Source organism: Nostoc sp. NZL, assembly GCF_015714705.1.
In the GTDB taxonomy this organism is placed as follows: domain Bacteria; phylum Cyanobacteriota; class Cyanobacteriia; order Cyanobacteriales; family Nostocaceae; genus Nostoc; species Nostoc foliaceum_A.
Genome location: NZ_WBKL01000103.1, coordinates 1 through 16,737, shown reverse-complemented (window position 1 = coordinate 16,737; position 16,737 = coordinate 1). Strand labels below are relative to the sequence as shown.

Below are 16,737 nucleotides of genomic sequence, written 5' to 3'. Positions count from 1 at the left end.
CTATCAGTTAGCAGCTTACAGGGCTGAACTCTATAGTGTAAAGTGACAGTCGATACTGCTGATCTATTGACAATTTGCCCTAAGCCGGCACTTGTATTCGCATTGCTCGCGCTAACTCTGCCGCCACCTCAGGACGGGAAAATTCTGGGGGAGGTAACTCACCGCGCCGCAGCATTTCTCGAACTTTTGTCCCTGATAGGTGAATGCGTTCTTCTGGCATGCTGGGACTGGTTTTAGATGTTGCCATCTGCTTAGTGCGCGTGCAGTAGAAAGCGTGTTCAAATTTCATCGGTACAATGCCCAATTCACTTGGGGCAAATTCATCAAAGATGTATTGAGCATCGTAAGTGCCGTAATAGTCACCCACGCCAGCATGATCTCGTCCGACGATAAAGTGAGTACAGCCGTAGTTTTTGCGGACTAAAGCATGGAATATGGCTTCACGAGGCCCAGCATAGCGCATTGCGGCTGGATTGATTGCCAAAGTTACCCGGTCTAAGGGGTAGTAGTGTTCCAGCAAAATTTCATAGCAGCGCATCCGCACATCAGCGGCAATATCATCTTCTTTTGTCGCCCCAACTAATGGGTGCAAGAATAGACCATCCACAGTTTCTAAAGCGCACTTTTGAATATATTCATGGGCGCGGTGGATAGGGTTGCGAGTTTGAAAGCCAACGATGGTTTTCCAACCCTTGTCTCTAAACATTTGCCGTGAGGCGGCTGGATCAATTTGGTAAGTGGGAAACTGGGGATGAGGTTCGCGTTGCAACAGCCAAATATCACCCGCCAGATTTACAGTACCTTGGTTATAGAGTACCTGCACGCCTGGATGTTTGACATCATCAGTGCGGTAGACATTTCTTGCTTCGCGGGTTTTATCGTAGTGATATTTTTGTGTCAGTTGCAAAACCCCAATAAATTCGCCTCTGGAGTTATCCAGACGGATTAAGCCACCTTCTTGCAAGGGGGAAGCTACTTCTTCACTGACAGATAGTGTAATCGGAATTGACCACACAAGACCGTTAGCTAGTCGCATTTCTGTAACAGTGCGATCGTAGTCTTCCTGGTTCATAAAACCCGTCAGCGGACTAAAAGCACCGATCGCAATCATTTCTACATCAGAAACGGCGCGATCGTCAAGTTGCACTCGTGGCAAAAAGTCAGCTTTTGAGAGAAACTCTGCTCTTTGTTCTGGTGTGGCGATACGATTAACCAACTGTCCACCGTGGGGGGCTATGGCATCTGGATTGTGACTCAACTTAATCCCCTCTCTGCTTTTACTGCTATTGTTTCAGATTATGTACTAACTTATCAAAATGCTGGTACTGAGAAAAAAAAGAGTTTAGGGAATGGAGGAAAGTTTTTGCAACTAGCCTCTAAGCGATCTGATTAGGTTACGCTAAAGCTAATCCAGCCTCAAGTTTCAGAATAGTTCCTTTATTTGGAATTGCTTATAACTGCTGTATCTCCCGTTGTTAAACCTGTTAGCCAAATGTGGCTAGCACCTGGTAGTACAGTGTCTATTCAAGATGTCAGCTGGGAAGAATTTGAGTCTACAGTTGAACTAGCTTGGCAAGTAGGAACCGTACAAGCTTTGAGAGAGTTTGAAGGAACATTAGAGAGAAGTAGTTTTTGATAGATAGTAAGTAAGCGTAGCCCGCCGCAGTATCGCTTTTGCTAATTGATCCTTGTATGGCAATAAATGGCATAAATTGCCATAAACTAATATTATGAAGGAAAAATTAGGGAAGTAGTGCCAGTGAAAAGTATAAATATATCTCTCCCTGATGCGATGCGGACTTATATAGAAGAGAAAGTGGCAACTGGTGGTTACAGCAGCGTCAGTGAATATTTTCGTGAGTTAGTGCGCCAAGACCAAAAGCGTCAAGCGGCTGAACGTTTGGAAACGATGCTTTTAGAAGGTTTAAATTCTGGGAATGCAACTGAGATAACTCCTGACGATTGGGAAGATATACGCCAAGCTGTGCGGGAAAGAATCGCCAAGCATAAAGGATAAAAGTAGTTTTTGATAGAGAGTCCTTCCTTTCTTACCCATCAACGTTCAATAGCACACAGCAAAGGGCATAATAATGCTCAAAGCCCGTTTGGGGTATATCAAATTCCGAGCAATAACCATATCCGAGATTTACTTAATGATATAAAACCAACCCTTGTGTTCCAATGTTTACTTTGATTTTCAAAGTATTAAAGAACGGTAAACATTTATCAGAATTTCGCTTTTTAAAAATAATTTGCTGATAGCTCTAGATGGGACATAATATTTTTGATTTATAAATTACCCCCGCCTTAAATATGAAGGCGGGGGTAAAGAATCGTTGTTTAGTTATCTCGAAAAATGTAAATTCATACTCCGATTCAGGAACGCCGAAAATCGATGTTTTTGAAGATTTTGAGCTTCTGGCTAAAATCGTTGGCTAAAACGCAGTCGCACCATCAATTCCATCGGCGAAGGCATCTAGTCCAGTCCAATTGCCTTTAATCGGTTTTGGATAACCTTCATCGGCTTTGTCGGCAGCAATATCGTAGCGAATAAACTCAGATCCTTTGAATAAATAAACCTTACCATTACCTAGATTCAGGGCGGCATCAATAGACCCAAAACTAACTCCAGGCAAATAATCTGAAGATGAAATGTTATAGCTAGTACTGTCGGCTCGCTCGGCAGCAATATCATAGCGAGTATAATAATGGCCTTTGAAGAAATAAACTTGGCCCTTACCTAGATTGACGGCAGCATCAATATCTTTATTGAAGTCATCCATTCCAGCCCAATTGCCTTTAATCGGTTTTGGATAACCACTATCAATTTGAGCGGTAGGCGCATCGTAGCTAATATACTCAGAGCCTTTGAACACATAAATCTTCTCATTGTCCCAATGGACGGCAGCATCGAACCCGTCAGCGAAGGCATCTAATCCCGGCCAATTGCCTTTAATCGGTTTTGGATAACCCTCATCGGCTCGATCGTTAGCAATGTCAAACTGGATATACTGGTCTCCTTTGAAAAAATAAGCTTTTTTGAAAGGATTTGGGATAGGGCGATCGCGGGGTTCGAGGAGACTAGAAGGAATGTCTGTAATATTAAAAGTGAGTGCTTCACTCTCATTAGCCGTTGTCACGACATAGAAAAAATTGTCGCAAGCATCATTTTTGTACTTGTTCCCTTTTTTGAACCAATATTTAGTTCCATTTTGATTAGTCCATAATTTCACGGTAGATCCGTTATCACTGAAATCACCAGCTAAATAATCGTACTTGGATGTAACGTAGAGATAGCCACCGTCGTAGTGTATCCATCGGTCTTTATAGGGGCCATCATAAAACTTGAAGGAACATCGATCCGTATCGAAAATCTCCATCGTAAAAGAGGCAACATAAGCATCGTCAGTAGATAAGCACAGATACTTGCTGTACGATTCTGTACAGGTCGATGTTAAAAAGTGTTTGTATTCGTATTTAACTCCTAAAAGCTCGTGGCCCACAGATAACTTGACATATCTTTTTTGATTTTCCATTTGAATTCTCCATTGAAGTTGAATGTAATTTGCAGACCGAACATTTCCTTATTGAGGAAAAAACTTTTGTAGCCCGTAGTACGGGTGTGACTTTAGGATTTTTCACAACCGTTATCAGCTAATTTAAGCTTTCGATACTCGTCAATTTATAAAACGATTAAAAATATATTCACTCTTCAAGGCACAAAAGACAAGGACAGATAAGACAGATAAGAAACAGTTTTGTAAATATATATGAAGCAGATGTTCTATGGAGTGTCCTAACAATTGAACAATATTTATCTTGGTCAATTCTTGCTCATTTAACTTATTCAATAAATGCTTGTTGTAGGGTAAATGAAAAAATAAATGCTTCAACCTTCAGTAAAAACTATTGAAAGTACAAGCATGAAAAAATTTTGGGAAAATACCCGCGATCCTACTGAATACGGTTTCAATATAATGTTGAGTAGATATATATAACGTTATTGGAAATAAGACTAAAGTTAGAGAGCGGTGGCAGCAACAACTTAAACTAGTTAAAAAAATTCAATGTCATCCGACTCTGCTACTGAATCAGAGTTTTGAGGAGTAGCTCTTTTTCTGGCATTATTATCCAATTTAAACACAAAAATACCCCTCCAAAACTCAGGGCAGCTTTTGCCTATCTGAAGTTCACAGGGGGGGCAGTTTTGACTTCTACCGAAACCGGAGTCGTGTTTAACTAAACTGTTCAATAATTCCGCCACCTAACACTTTCTCCCCGTCGTACCACACCGCCGCTTGTCCGGGAGTGATGCTGAATTGGGGTTCATCAAACACCAAACGCACACGGGAGTTTTCCAACGGAATCACCGTCACTGGTGTAGGCGTTGAACGATAGCGAATTTGCACTTGGGCATGAATCGGGGTAGATGGTTCAGCAATGGAAACCCAATTTACCCGATTTACTGTGCATTCTGGCTGAGTTACCTTAGTGCGATCGCCTACTACTACTTTATTATTTTCCGCATCTAATTCAATCACATACAACGGTTCGGCAGCAGCAATCCCCAAACCTTTGCGCTGACCAATGGTGTAGTGATGGACACCATCATGCTGTCCCAAAACTTTGCCTGTGGTATCGACAATATCGCCTGTTTTAGGAGCCAAATATTTATCCAAAAATGCCCGCATGGAACCGTTACTTTCCACTAAGCATAGGTCTTGACTTTCTGGCTTATCAGCAGTTTTCAGTCCATATTCGGTCGCTATGCGGCGCGTATCAGTTTTTTCTAGTTCGCCCAGAGGAAATATGGTTGCTGCAAGTAAATCTTGAGACAAATCATAGAGGAAGTATGACTGGTCTTTATTGCGGTCAACAGCCCTTAATAACTGGTAACGTCCAGTTGCTTCGTCATAGCTAATTCGGGCATAATGACCAGTGGCAATGCGATCGCATCCCAATTGTTCATGGGCATACTGCACCATTGGCCCAAACTTCACTGTTTTATTGCACTGGGAGCAAGGCAAAGGCGTGATTCCAGCACTGTAACCAGTCACCAGGAAATCGACAATATGCGTCTGAAAGACATCTCGAATATCTACAACCTCATGGGGAACGCCCAATTGTTCACAGAGATCAGCCGCGTCGATCATACCTTCAGAGCAACATTGACCTTTGCCTTTCATTAGCCAAAGAGTCAAACCAATCACTTCATAGCCCTGATGGTGCAGGATAGCTGCGGCGGTGGAACTGTCAACGCCACCAGAAAGACCAACGACGACTTTTTTCATACAAAGCACGACACGATAGCTGCGTGGTTGTCCAATTGTAGCACACACTCTTCAAAGCCTTGCTACCAAAGCACTTCAGTTTTTAAGCCGTGGGTTTCCCCTGTTCCCTGTTCCCTATTCCCCATTCCCTCTGAAAGATGTATTTTTTGCCACGCACATGAGCTAATTTTACGTTAACGCTATATAGTTGCTACAACGGTGAACTAATTAGTTCCTGATGGAAATTGCCTAGAAATACTTTGACTACTTTCTAATTACTATGTCGAGAGAAATACCAAGTCAATTTATCCCATTTCAGATGCTGCGCCGAAGTTCTGAGGGATGGAAGCCCACTATCAGACTTCTCTCCTTGTTAGTGGGAGGATGGTTACTGCTGATTCCAGACTCTACCCCAGTACAAGCACAAATCCACAACAGCAACGTGCTACTTGCTCAACAAGCAGGTGAAACTTTACCGCCACCGCCAATTCCCTTTGGTCAACAGCCATCACCGCAGTTACAACCAGTGGAGGAGAGTCAATTAGAGCAGGATTTTCAGCCCTCCCAACCAGTACAAAACAATCAATTAGAGCAGAATTTTCAGCCCTCTCAACCAGTACAAAATAATCAATTTGAGCCGAACTTTCAGCCCTCTCAACCTGAACAGTTTAGTCAATATAACCAGAACTTTGAGCGCTACTTAGTTTATGTAGATGGTAGCGATTTCCAAACGCTACAAGCAATCCGTCAGATTGAACCCAGTGCTTACATTCGCCAGTATCAAGGCCGAAATGTAATTCAGTCAGGTGTTTTTAACAGAGTATCTAACGCTCAACAACGGGTGAGTGAGTTAGAGTCACGAGGGATATATAGCGCCCGGATTATCAGCTTTGCTAACGGACAAGAAATAAATTCAGGCAATAGAAGCTTTGTAGGCGATCGCACTAATATAAATGCTAATAGACCAGTTTCTAGATATTATGTCGCCATTCCCACCACTCCAGAACAATTACCTACGATCGCAGCACAAATTAGGCAGAATCTAGCCCGATTTAGTCAAGATTTAGGACGATCTGGCGGAGTCCTCGAAAGGACGCAACCACGCGGGCCACACGTAGCAGTAGGGCCTTTTTCTGATCGATTCCAAGCTGAGGAATGGAATAAATATCTGCGAAATATAGGATACGGTAACGCTAGGGTTTACTACGGTAAGTGAATAAGTTAGGAGTGGGAACTAAGATAAATCCCCAGTAAATTCATGTTATCTAGATTCAGTATTGCGATCGCTCCTAGAACACCAATTCAGTAATCCTGGAAGAACCTCTCCCCCAACCCCTCTCCGATGCGGAGAGCCGAATTTGGCTCCCCCTTCCCTGCTAGGGAAGGGGGCTGGGGGGTTAGGTTTTTGATTACTGAATCGATGCTCTAGAGAGGTCTGTTGTCTCCATAAAACTATCAAGATTTGGCAAGTGCGATAGTGATTTAGTCCCCGATCAGCTGAGGAACGGTAGAATATACCTAATTTTCGTAGCTTCAAAAGCCAAACTATGACGATGCATTCTCCACTCCAACGTGCATTTAATAACCGCCGTGTTCTGAAAGTGATCAGCGGCTTAAATAACTTCGACGCCGCTAGCGTCGCCGCTACCGTTAAAGCTGCTGAATTTGGTGGTGCTACTTTTGTCGATATTGCCGCCGATCCAGCCTTAGTCCGGCTAGCTAAAAGTTTGACAAACTTACCAATTTGTGTTTCAGCAGTAGAGCCAGAAAAATTTGTGCAAGCTGTAGCAGCTGGTGCTGATTTAATTGAAATCGGGAATTTTGATTCTTTCTATGCTCAAGGTCGCCGCTTTGAGGCTCTGGAAGTGCTAGCGCTGACTAAGCAAACCCGCGCTCTTTTACCCGAAATTACCCTATCTGTTACCGTTCCCCACATCCTAGAACTAGATCAACAGGTACAGCTAGCAGAAGAACTGGTGAAAGCTGGAGCGGATATTATCCAAACCGAAGGTGGTACTAGCAGTAACCCAGTTCACCCTGGAACTCTAGGATTAATTGAAAAAGCTGCTCCTACCTTGGCAGCAGCTTTTGAAATTTCTCGTGTGGTGTCAGTACCAGTATTATGTGCTTCAGGAATTTCTAACGTTACCGCACCATTAGCGATCGCTGCTGGTGCTGCTGGTGTTGGTGTTGGTTCCGCCATCAACCAACTCAATAGCGAAATAGCAATGATTGCCGCTGTGCGTGGCTTGGTAGAAGCCTTAGCAACTGCAAATGCAGTAATGAGTTAGGAGTGATGAGTTAGGAGTGATGAGTTAGGAGTGATGAGTGATGAGTAGAAGAAACTTACTTATTCATTCAAAACTCCAAACTTCAAACTCTTAACTCCAAATTTCTAACTATTAACTCATAACTTCTTTCAATGCATAAATTACCTGGTCTTGCTGCTGTTGTGTCAATTCTGGGAACATAGGCAAAGATATGACTTCATGGCAAGCTTGTTCTGCTATTGGTAAGTCCCCAATTTGATAGCCCAGACTTTGATAAACTGGTTGCAAATGTAAAGGGTAGGGGTAGTAAATCATTGAACTCACACCCTGCTCTTGCAATTGATTACGCACCCAATCTCGATATTTGGCGCTAGAACCATTTCGCCCTTCACCTGATATGCGAATAGTGTATTGATTCCATACCCCAACACCCTCAGGTAATTCTTGAGGCGGCACTATCCCTGGAACTTGACTAAGGAACTGATAGTAATAGTTAGCGATATCTCGTCGGCGATCATTCCAAATATCTAAATAACGCAGCTTAATCTGCAAGATGGCTGCTTGGAGAGCATCCAAGCGGCTATTAACACCGACTTCCTCGTGTAAATATCGAACTTTACTACCATGATCCCGTAATATTCGCAGTTTAGTGGCGATCGCTGGGTCATTAGTCGTTATTGCTCCGCCATCGCCACAACCACCAAGATTTTTGGTAGGGTAGAAACTAAAGCAACCAATATGTCCAATGCTTCCTACTTTTTCATTAGCCCACATTGCCCCTGTAGACTGAGCGCAATCTTCAATTATTGACAAATTGTGAGACTGAGCGATCGCCATCAATGATGTCATATCCACAGGTTGTCCAAATAGGTGAACCGGGATAATCGCTTTGGTTTTGGGTGTAATCGCCGCCGCTACTTGTTCCACATCGAGATTAAACGTAGTAGCGTCAATGTCAACGAAAACAGGCTTTGCACCAACGGCGCTAATCACTTCAGATGTAGCAATAAAGGTGAAAGGCGTTGTAATCACTTCATCGCCTGCACCAATTTCCAAGACTCGTAATGCTAAGTAGAGCGCATCAGTACCAGAATTACAAGCCACACATTGAGTAACAGTATTATAAGCAGCAAACTGTTGCTCAAAGCCTTCGACTAGGGGACCGCCGATATAGCGACCAGAAGCCAATACTTCTAAGACAGCTGCACTTACTTCTGCTTCGATGGTGGTGTATTGCTGCTTAATATCAAAGACAGGGATGGGATTTACACTTTGGATCATGAGTTCTTATTTTATCGGGAGATACAAAGGATGCACTTCGAGAGTCAATTCTTGCTGATTGAATTGTTAATCAAAAAGGAGCTACTAAAAGACTATCGCCCAAGATACGCATCTATTAGGGTTTTTACTTAAATTGTGGCGCAGTAAACTACCGCACATTTCATTTACAGATAGTAGGCATACTAAGTGTTTGCCATGTTAAGGTTGTACCATTTTGAATTGATGAAGGTGATATATATCAACCAAGATCCAACACATCGGATCAAAGTTCCAGGTGTGTGGGCTGCTTTGAAAAGAGAATACCAGGAGATAGAGAACCCATGCAGGATCTGATCAGGCTGGATTTCGTAGATTTAGCTATTGCTGTGGGATTGATGGCGATCGCCATTGGTTTATCTGCTTGGGAAAAATTAGGATTAGAGTTTAACTTAGCCCTTGCTAGTGGGAGAACTATCTTACAACTTCTTGTATTGGGATACATTTTAGATTTCATCTTCGCTTTAGACAATGCTTGGGCAGTTTTGGCGCTATTAGCAATAATGCTGACAATTACGGCGATTGTCGCACGAAATCGCATCAGCCAAAAAATTCCTCATGTGTTGCCTTTGGTGTGGGGTGCAATTTTAATTAGTACCGCCCTGACAGTGCTTTACACCAACTTCTTGATCATTCAACCAGAAAGATGGTACGAACCCCAGTATATAATTCCCCTAGCAGGGATAGTCTTAGGTAATGCTACCAATGCAGCTGCGATCGCAGGCGAACGTCTTGTCAGCACCATTAATTCCAGCCATCTCGAAATAGAAACCCATTTGAGCTTAGGCGCAACTCCAGAGCAAGCAGTTAGCCAGTACCGCAAAGACGCCATCAGAGCCGGATTTATGCCGACTCTCAATCAAATGATCCTCATCGGCATGGTGGCAATACCAGGAATTACAACAGGACAGTTATTAGCTGGTGTCCCACCCCTAGATGCTGTATCTTACGAAATTTTGATTGTATTTATGGTTGCTTTTGCTAATTTGTTGACAACAGTTTTAGTTGTGAAAGGGTTGTCTCGTCAATTTTTTAATTCTGCCGCGCAGTTAGTAAGGTGAAGGGATTAATCTACAATCCAAGAATATTTTATCAATCCCTTGTAGGGGTGCACAGCTATGCATTGGTGTCAAATATGTCTACTTATCCACCCAAAGTCCGTGTATAAATTACCTGACTTTGGGAATCATAGAGGAAAAGGGACAAGTTAGCATTGTCACTAATTACAGCTAAGGCTTCCCGTAAAATTTGCAAGTGATTGGTAACATCAACAGCAGTCTCCGAGTTCTCAGAATAAGGATTAGCCAAGTTATTTTGTCTTACTTGGTCATACTCAGGCGTTAACCGGACAATAATTCCTGCGTTGTCTATACTAAATGTGCAAATCCGAATTCCATTAATACAGGTTTTATCTAGGTCGGTGCGGGTTTGTTGCAAACTACTAACCACTTGTAGTTTTTCTTGTGCTTGTTTGAGGGCTACTGAATAGGGTTCGATGAGAGACTGAGCCTGAGTGTAGTACAAGCTATCCTGGGAAATCTGTTTTGCAGTTTGCAAAGCCTGATCCCAGTATGTCGCCGCTGCTTGCCATTGGTTTTGTTGCTCATATACTTTGGCTTGCTTGGCAGTGCTAACGGCTTGTTGGTAGCTTTTAACAGCTAATCGTTCTTTAGTCGTGCGATCGCGTGCCTCTACTAACTTAGGTTTATAATCTAGCAACAGCTTTTCGGCTTCTTGGTATCCAGGACTAGTCCGGGGAATGCTATTCAAGGCATTAATGGCCACCAGCCAAGTAGACTGCACCTTTTGCCAGTCATTCAAGGATTTAGCAGTAGCTTGCCGATTCTCGGCTGCATTAGCCACAGCTTTTGCTGCTGTTATTTTTTTCAGCCATTTTTCCTCAGTAAATATCTGTTGATTTACAGCGTGCAAACGGACACGATAATTTAATAATTTCCCTTGCACTAGCCCATAGAGTTCACTACCGGAGCTTATAGTTTCTAGTGGCGCTATAGCCTGTCGCCATAAGTGTTGCCTAGCTTGTAATTCCTCTAGGCTATATGCGGGAGTTTGAACTTTTTGTGTCGCCAAGGATGCCGTTTGCAAAGCCTTGACCACTTGGTTGATTTTTTCTGACCGTCCAGACAAACTTGCTTTTAGTTCTTCTGCCACCTGGGAATGGGGTGACCAACTAGGAATTGTGTTCAAGGATGCGCTGGCTGCCGCAAATTGCTGTTGTAGAGCTACTAATTCTTTTTCAGACTTGGCACGGCGCATCAGTTGTGGAGATTTTGTTTTTAATTGCTCGGCGTTTTGTATTTCTTTACACTCAGACATTACACAAGGGCGAGTCAAGAAGTAAGCACCACCGCCTAAGACTACAATTCCCACCAAGACTGCACCCAGTAAGATAGGTTTGATTTGGAATGCTGGCTTTGAAGCTGACAAATTCGGCGCATCTGCAAATGGATCAAACGCTTCCTCTTCCTCTGTCTCATCGATTGATGGAAAATATGTCAGAGCTGAAGAAGACGCGGCGAATTCTTCCCCCTTGTCTCCTTGTCCCCTTGTCCCCTTGTCCCCTTGTCCATCTCCCCATTCCCCTATCTGCATAGCCAAGAAACATTTGGCATAAGGGAGTTGTTCACCAAAAATTCTGAGGAAACATTGCACTTGCTGGTATCTGTGGGGTGCTAGAGACTGAAGTACTTCCTCAATTACTGCAAAGATTATCTGAGCGTCAACTATTACATCTGATTCGTGTTGCGTTAAAATCATTAGCCCGTCTTTATTGACGGCACACTTAACCTCGAAGACTTCAGCCGTTGAGACTTCTACAAGTAATTGTTCCTGCAAAGTTTTGGCTAAAAGCTGTAAATCTTCCTGCTGGACTGCTACTTTCATAGAGCTTTCCCGCTGAACTTCTATATTGTTTTGATTATCTTTAAGGGGATGAAATGAACTTTTTAGGTTTGTTGAATGCAAATGCACAGTTTAACCAACCACAGCCTGAAAATTTGAACGACCAACTTTCTAACACAAATTCTGGCTTTTCACCAAAAATTAAAAAAGCAGTTATTGTTCGCGTCGATACATTTTCACAGTGCTAGATGCAAAATTAAATAATTTGTGCTCAGATATAAATTACAAATAAAAAATGGGAATAATAGAGATTTTGGGTATTTTCACTGCATTATTTCGTGACAATTAAATTCACGGTATATACTGCTGTGCAAAATTATAGTGGCAGAGCAGTTGTGACAAATTTATCCAAAGGTTAAGGAAAGGATACTAAGTCAGAGGGTTTTGACAGAAAGCTAGTTATCTTCTATGCTGAGAAACTTACTGAGGAGATTAATGACGTATTGTGGCTCTGGCACAAACAGGTTTGCTATCGAAATTAATGTGCCTCATTTGCTTAATTCGATAAAATTGATCCGTGAAAAAGAAATTTTTATAGCTGCCAAAAGCTTAATTCTGCAATAAAAGTGCTGCAAAATATTAAGACAGCACTAAGCAAAGGCTTGGAAAGTGTGAATGCAAGGTGTATCAATGGATTTATTAGAGTATCAAGTTAAAGAATGGTTTGGGAAGATAGGCATTCCTGTATTGCCTTCCCAACGAATTGACCATCCCACAGATTTGAAACGTTTAAAAATTCGCTTTCCAATTGTACTGAAATCTCAAGTACATGGAGCGGAACGGGCAAAAGCAGGTGGAGTCAGGTTTGCCGAAACGACAATTGATGCGATCGCAGCTGCTCAAAATATCTTTAGTTTACCAATCTGGGGCGAATTGCCGGAAGTTGTGCTGGCAGAATCCCAATACGACGCCAACCAGGAATTTTATCTAGCGGTGGTTTTAGATACTGCTGTTTGCCGACCAGTACTTTTAGGTTGCAAAGAAGCAGACATTGATTGGGAATCCGCTGGGGAAAGAATGCATCATGTAGTCGTGGAACAGGAATTCTCGCCATTTTATGCCCGACGACTGGCTTTGAAAATGGGTTTGCAGGGGACGCTGATGCAGTCGGTAAGCAGCGTTGTCCAGAAGATGTACCAGTTATTTGTGCAAAAAGACCTGGATTTAGTCGAAATAAATCCCTTGGCAGTTAGTGCTAATGGTCAAGTTATGGCTCTTAATGGTAAAGTCAGGGTCAATGAACGGTCGATCAAGCGTCATCCAGACCTCGCCGAGATGGCAGCAAAAATTATCAGCCGTAATACCAGTACTGGAATAAATGGTATATTGGGCGACTGGGATGGCGTGAAAATGCACGGGAAGATTGGTATTTTAGGTAATGGTACTGGTTCAGTGATGGCAACTTTAGATTTAGTCGCTAATGCTGGTGGCAATCCAGGTGTTTGTTTGAATCTACGTCATGCTTTCCTTACAGATACTACACCAACTACCTTCCGCGATCGCCTAGAGACAGGTCTGAAAATACTGGAGGCTGACAAAAGCATTCAAGTAATACTAATTAATTTTCTAGGTAGCATTCCTCAAACGGAGGAAGTAGCAGAAGTTATAGCTAAAGTTGTGCTGCAAGACAACAGCGAAATTAAATCACAGGTTGTAAATTCTAATGGTAGTAAAATTCGGCGAGAGCGGAATTTTAAACCCTTGGTTGTTCGTCTTGCTGGTTCTGAATTTAGTGCTGTTAGAACATATTTAGCAACACTAAAAACTCACAGCGATGCGCTCCTAGTGGTAGAAAATTTAGATGAGGCAGTGGCGGCAGCAGTTCGTCTTGCTAAACCAATGGCTAATAAAAAGTAGTGATTGTCATTTTGTTCCAATTCAAAAATCAAAAATTATTAATTTTTACCGCGTAAACATATCGTTGGGCATTGGGTATTGGGTATTCTTATTCCCCTACTCCTTACCTCCCTTGCCTAGCGGCTTAACTCACTGGGTTGTCAAATTTACGGTAATTTTTTATGAACCTAACGCCAGAAAGTAAAGTCTTAATTCAAGGCTTTTGTGAATTTATATCAGGCACTCATGTTGCTCAAATGAAAGCTTATGGCACAAATTTGGTAGCTGGTGTCAATCCTGGATGTGGCGGACAGGAACTGCATGGACTGCCAGTATTTGACTTAGTAGAAGAGGTAATAGAACAACTTGGGGTAATTGATACAACAATTATCTGTGTAGATCCTTACGACGTTCTAGATGCGGCATTAGAAGCGATCGCATCCCATATTGCTCAAATTATTATTATCACCGCCGGCGTGCCACCTTTGGATATGGTGCAATTACTCCGCAAAGCCGAGGCCTGTGAAACTTTGGTAATCGGGCCCAACAGTCCTGGGATCATTGTGCCGGGAAAAATTCTTTTAGGTACTCAACCTAGCGAGTTTTATACTCCTGGGGCAGTAGGGATCGTTAGTCGTAGTAGTACGCTCACCTACGAAGTTGCTTACGAATTAACAAAAGCCGGTTTAGGGCAGTCGATTAGTGTCAGTATTGGTAGTGATGCGATCGTTGGTTCCTCATTTCTCCAATGGCTGCAAATTCTTGATGAGGATGAAACTACAGAGGCGATCGTTTTAGTCGGTCAACCTGGTGGCGGTAGTGAAGAAGCAGCAGCCCGATACATTGCTGAGGCAATTGATAAACCAGTAATTGCCTACATTGCAGGTAGACAAGCACCACCAGGAAAAAGTTGGCGTCAAACTGGGACTTTAGCAACGGTTATCGGACGCGATCCCAACTTTGGCACAGCCCAAAGTAAATTAGCTGCTTTCAAAGAAGCGCAAGTTCCAGTAGCTGAACGTCCTTCTCAGATTCCAGAATTATTGAGAAAGGAAATTAAGTGAACTACCACACACTTTCTCTACGCGGTAAGTGTGGGCTTCTCAATTCATTTGCAACAGCCTTGGCAGTAGTAGAATTGCGCTCATACCGCTTTGGTCTGACATTTGCAATAAACCTATTTTGCGTCAATAAGACCTGAATCCTTATATTTTCCTAAATCTTATCCTTACCTTTTTATTAGTTAATCATCAGCATATAAACTCAATTATCAAAAGTTACTAAACCTATAGGAACGGCATAATGTAATAGACCTACAATTTCATAAATATCTAATCTCTTGATTAATTGCACTTGTTGTGATTTAAATATTTTAATACTGATCTTTAATAACCCTGCAATCTTTTTTCCAAACGCGATCGCCAATACTCGAAACGCCAACAACACATTCCGCGCCATCAGCGTTACTATTAATGTCGGTAAGTTGGATGGCGGTAGGTTCAATTCTATTCACAAGTTTCCGCTTGCTGATTGAACCTGGGATTTTTCGCTCTCGCTAAGTCAAGCTATTGATAAGTATCTAGGCATAAATAAATTTAAAGTTTGTAGTAAGGACTTTAGTCCTGATAATCCTTGCTTTGAGCGATTTATCGCTCACTACAAACTAGGAGTTTATTCTATATTTAATTATGTCTACCTACTTAAAACACTCTTGATGGTCGTTAACTGTTGACTGTTGACGGTTAACAGTAATCAGTCATCAGTCATTAGGTAAATGTACAAATTAAATGCGTAACAGCTTAATGCTAACCTGATAACTATTCTCGTAATGAGAATTGCTGCTATTCATGACAAAGAATTCAAAAAGGTAAAATTATAAAGAACCGTCAGAACGTAATCATGTCAACTATCCAAACAACTGTGGTTCTTGCCATGACGGCCGATGGAAAAATTAGCGCCGTAGATCCTCAAGCGCCTCGTGAATCCGATGCAGCTGATCAAGCACATTTAGAGTATCAAGCCTCCCTTGCCGATTTAGTCCTGGTAGGAGCAGGAACGATTCGGGCTGAGGGGGGAACCTTTACAATTCGCAATCCCGAACTGTTGGCAGCACGTGAGGTTCGGGGTCAGTCTCCCCAGCCCATTACCTGCGTTGTCTCAGGTTCTCTTGACCTATCGCTGGACTTGCCTTTTTTAAGCCAGGACATTGAGCGATGGATATTTACGACACGGGCTGGTTTGGAGCGCAATTCTGATGCAACAACCTTGCAAAAACTGGCTGAATTAATTGATTTGGGAGATACAGACTTGGACTGGGATCGGGCGTACAGCTTGATGGCAGAGCGAGGTATTCACAAGGTCGTTGCTTTGGGAGGTGGCTCTTTAACAGCGGCTCTAGTAAAGGCAGGGCGAATTGACGATTGGTGGTTGACAATTTGGCCGGTCATTTATGGAGGAAAGCACGCCCCTAGTCCAGTCGAGGGAGAGGGTTTTCTTCCCAATGCTGCGCCTAATCTCCAACTCGTCGAAACTCGCCAGGTTGGAAGTGAGTTGTTTTTACACTACCGCACACTCAATTAAAATAGGCTCCCAGAATTAAGCGCTATTCTCGTTGATACTAAAAAGCGCCCTCCCAATCAGGGAGAGCGCTTTTTGATTTAGCTAAACTTCAGAATTAACCGTTGATAGCAGGAGCAGTCAGAGCGACAGGAGCAACATCACCAGCAGCCAAATCTAGGGGGAAGTTGTGAGCGTTGCGCTCGTGCATCACTTCCATACCCAGGTTAGCCCGGTTGATTACATCAGCCCAAGTGCTGATAACGCGACCTTGAGAATCAATGATTGATTGGTTGAAGTTGAAACCGTTCAAGTTGAACGCCATTGTGCTTACACCCAAGGCGGTGAACCAGATACCGATTACAGGCCATGCTGCTAGGAAGAAGTGCAGTGAACGGCTGTTGTTGAAGGAAGCGTATTGGAAGATTAGACGACCGAAGTAGCCGTGGGCTGCAACGATGTTGTAGGTTTCTTCTTCTTGACCGAATTTGTAACCGTAGTTTTGTGACTCGGTTTCGGTGGTTTCACGAACTAAGGAGGAAGTTACTAGTGAACCGTGCATTGCA

General features: G+C 42.8%; 14 protein-coding genes and 2 pseudogenes. 8 read left to right on the top strand and 8 right to left on the bottom strand.

Annotated elements, in window-relative coordinates; genetic code table 11:
- Positions 1-79: 79 nt before the first annotated feature.
- Positions 80-1,258, bottom strand: coding sequence for a sulfate adenylyltransferase (sat, locus tag F8R90_RS14570; protein ID WP_196511327.1), 1,179 nt, complete (start codon positions 1,256-1,258; stop codon positions 80-82).
- Positions 1,259-1,441: 183 nt separating this feature from the next.
- On the opposite strand from sat, the gene F8R90_RS14565 reads away from it, so the two are divergent.
- Both F8R90_RS14565 and F8R90_RS14560 read left to right on the top strand, forming a co-directional pair.
- The gene (locus tag F8R90_RS14565) at positions 1,442-1,636 is read left to right on the top strand and encodes a hypothetical protein (protein WP_196511326.1); all 195 of its coding nucleotides are present in this window, start codon (positions 1,442-1,444) and stop codon (positions 1,634-1,636) included.
- A 123-nt stretch (positions 1,637-1,759) separates the two neighbouring features.
- Complete coding sequence (locus F8R90_RS14560) at positions 1,760-2,017, top strand: type II toxin-antitoxin system ParD family antitoxin (RefSeq protein WP_196511325.1); 258 nt, start codon at positions 1,760-1,762, stop codon at positions 2,015-2,017.
- A 418-nt stretch (positions 2,018-2,435) separates the two neighbouring features.
- On the opposite strand, the gene F8R90_RS14555 is transcribed toward F8R90_RS14560, so the two are convergent.
- The 3 genes and pseudogenes from F8R90_RS14555 to mnmA all read right to left on the bottom strand — a co-directional run bounded on the left by F8R90_RS14555 (position 2,436) and on the right by mnmA (position 5,291).
- Positions 2,436-3,380 (bottom strand): hemopexin repeat-containing protein, encoded by a 945-nt coding sequence (locus F8R90_RS14555; protein ID WP_196511324.1) that lies wholly within the window; start codon positions 3,378-3,380, stop codon positions 2,436-2,438.
- A 463-nt stretch (positions 3,381-3,843) separates the two neighbouring features.
- Positions 3,844-3,986, bottom strand: a pseudogene (locus tag F8R90_RS33855) (IS982 family transposase); the annotation flags it as partial.
- 249 nt (positions 3,987-4,235) lie between these two features.
- Positions 4,236-5,291, bottom strand: a complete 1,056-nt coding sequence (gene mnmA / locus F8R90_RS14550) for a tRNA 2-thiouridine(34) synthase MnmA (RefSeq protein WP_196511343.1) — start codon at positions 5,289-5,291, stop codon at positions 4,236-4,238.
- Between the two features lie 259 nt (positions 5,292-5,550).
- Between mnmA and F8R90_RS14545 the strand changes: the two genes are divergently transcribed.
- Both F8R90_RS14545 and F8R90_RS14540 read left to right on the top strand, forming a co-directional pair.
- The gene (locus F8R90_RS14545; RefSeq protein ID WP_230966322.1) at positions 5,551-6,486 is read left to right on the top strand and encodes a hypothetical protein; all 936 of its coding nucleotides are present in this window, start codon (positions 5,551-5,553) and stop codon (positions 6,484-6,486) included.
- A 331-nt stretch (positions 6,487-6,817) separates the two neighbouring features.
- Positions 6,818-7,561 carry a DUF561 domain-containing protein gene (locus F8R90_RS14540; protein ID WP_196511323.1) on the top strand — a complete coding sequence of 248 codons (744 nt, stop codon included), beginning with the start codon at positions 6,818-6,820 and terminating at the stop codon, positions 7,559-7,561.
- Positions 7,562-7,672: 111 nt separating this feature from the next.
- On the opposite strand, the gene F8R90_RS14535 is transcribed toward F8R90_RS14540, so the two are convergent.
- The gene (locus F8R90_RS14535; RefSeq protein ID WP_196511322.1) at positions 7,673-8,821 is read right to left on the bottom strand and encodes a DegT/DnrJ/EryC1/StrS family aminotransferase; all 1,149 of its coding nucleotides are present in this window, start codon (positions 8,819-8,821) and stop codon (positions 7,673-7,675) included.
- Between the two features lie 320 nt (positions 8,822-9,141).
- Between F8R90_RS14535 and F8R90_RS14530 the strand changes: the two genes are divergently transcribed.
- Complete coding sequence (locus F8R90_RS14530; RefSeq protein WP_196511321.1) at positions 9,142-9,918, top strand: ABC transporter permease; 777 nt, start codon at positions 9,142-9,144, stop codon at positions 9,916-9,918.
- Positions 9,919-10,000: 82 nt separating this feature from the next.
- Here F8R90_RS14530 and F8R90_RS14525 read toward each other — a convergent pair whose 3' ends face one another.
- Positions 10,001-11,761, bottom strand: a complete 1,761-nt coding sequence (locus tag F8R90_RS14525) for a hypothetical protein (protein WP_196511320.1) — start codon at positions 11,759-11,761, stop codon at positions 10,001-10,003.
- A gap of 648 nt (positions 11,762-12,409) precedes the next feature.
- On the opposite strand from F8R90_RS14525, the gene F8R90_RS14520 reads away from it, so the two are divergent.
- Both F8R90_RS14520 and F8R90_RS14515 read left to right on the top strand, forming a co-directional pair.
- Positions 12,410-13,636, top strand: coding sequence for a succinate--CoA ligase subunit beta (locus F8R90_RS14520; protein WP_196511341.1), 1,227 nt, complete (start codon positions 12,410-12,412; stop codon positions 13,634-13,636).
- Positions 13,637-13,797: 161 nt separating this feature from the next.
- On the top strand, positions 13,798-14,679 hold the full coding sequence (locus tag F8R90_RS14515) for a succinate--CoA ligase subunit alpha (protein ID WP_190896205.1): 882 nt from the start codon (positions 13,798-13,800) through the stop codon (positions 14,677-14,679).
- Positions 14,680-14,987: 308 nt separating this feature from the next.
- On the opposite strand, the gene F8R90_RS14510 is transcribed toward F8R90_RS14515, so the two are convergent.
- Positions 14,988-15,128 (bottom strand): hypothetical protein, encoded by a 141-nt coding sequence (locus tag F8R90_RS14510; protein ID WP_196511319.1) that lies wholly within the window; start codon positions 15,126-15,128, stop codon positions 14,988-14,990.
- A gap of 386 nt (positions 15,129-15,514) precedes the next feature.
- On the opposite strand from F8R90_RS14510, the gene F8R90_RS14505 reads away from it, so the two are divergent.
- Positions 15,515-16,195 carry a RibD family protein gene (locus tag F8R90_RS14505; RefSeq protein ID WP_196511318.1) on the top strand — a complete coding sequence of 227 codons (681 nt, stop codon included), beginning with the start codon at positions 15,515-15,517 and terminating at the stop codon, positions 16,193-16,195.
- Positions 16,196-16,289: 94 nt separating this feature from the next.
- On the opposite strand, the pseudogene F8R90_RS14500 reads toward F8R90_RS14505, so the two are convergent.
- Positions 16,290-16,737, bottom strand: a pseudogene (locus tag F8R90_RS14500) (photosystem II q(b) protein); the annotation flags it as partial.

Bases quoted from the DNA above. Each gene is read 5' to 3' on its own strand.
- F8R90_RS14555 (WP_196511324.1), bottom strand. From the start codon at position 3,380: ATGGAGATTTTCGATACGGATCGATGTTCCTTCAAGTTTTATGATGGC.
- mnmA (WP_196511343.1), bottom strand. From the start codon at position 5,291: ATGAAAAAAGTCGTCGTTGGTCTTTCTGGTGGCGTTGACAGTTCCACC.
- F8R90_RS14545 (WP_230966322.1), top strand. From the start codon at position 5,551: ATGTCGAGAGAAATACCAAGTCAATTTATCCCATTTCAGATGCTGCGC.
- F8R90_RS14540 (WP_196511323.1), top strand. From the start codon at position 6,818: ATGACGATGCATTCTCCACTCCAACGTGCATTTAATAACCGCCGTGTT.
- F8R90_RS14535 (WP_196511322.1), bottom strand. From the start codon at position 8,821: ATGATCCAAAGTGTAAATCCCATCCCTGTCTTTGATATTAAGCAGCAA.
- F8R90_RS14530 (WP_196511321.1), top strand. From the start codon at position 9,142: ATGCAGGATCTGATCAGGCTGGATTTCGTAGATTTAGCTATTGCTGTG.
- F8R90_RS14525 (WP_196511320.1), bottom strand. From the start codon at position 11,761: ATGAAAGTAGCAGTCCAGCAGGAAGATTTACAGCTTTTAGCCAAAACT.
- F8R90_RS14520 (WP_196511341.1), top strand. From the start codon at position 12,410: ATGGATTTATTAGAGTATCAAGTTAAAGAATGGTTTGGGAAGATAGGC.
- F8R90_RS14515 (WP_190896205.1), top strand. From the start codon at position 13,798: ATGAACCTAACGCCAGAAAGTAAAGTCTTAATTCAAGGCTTTTGTGAA.
- F8R90_RS14505 (WP_196511318.1), top strand. From the start codon at position 15,515: ATGTCAACTATCCAAACAACTGTGGTTCTTGCCATGACGGCCGATGGA.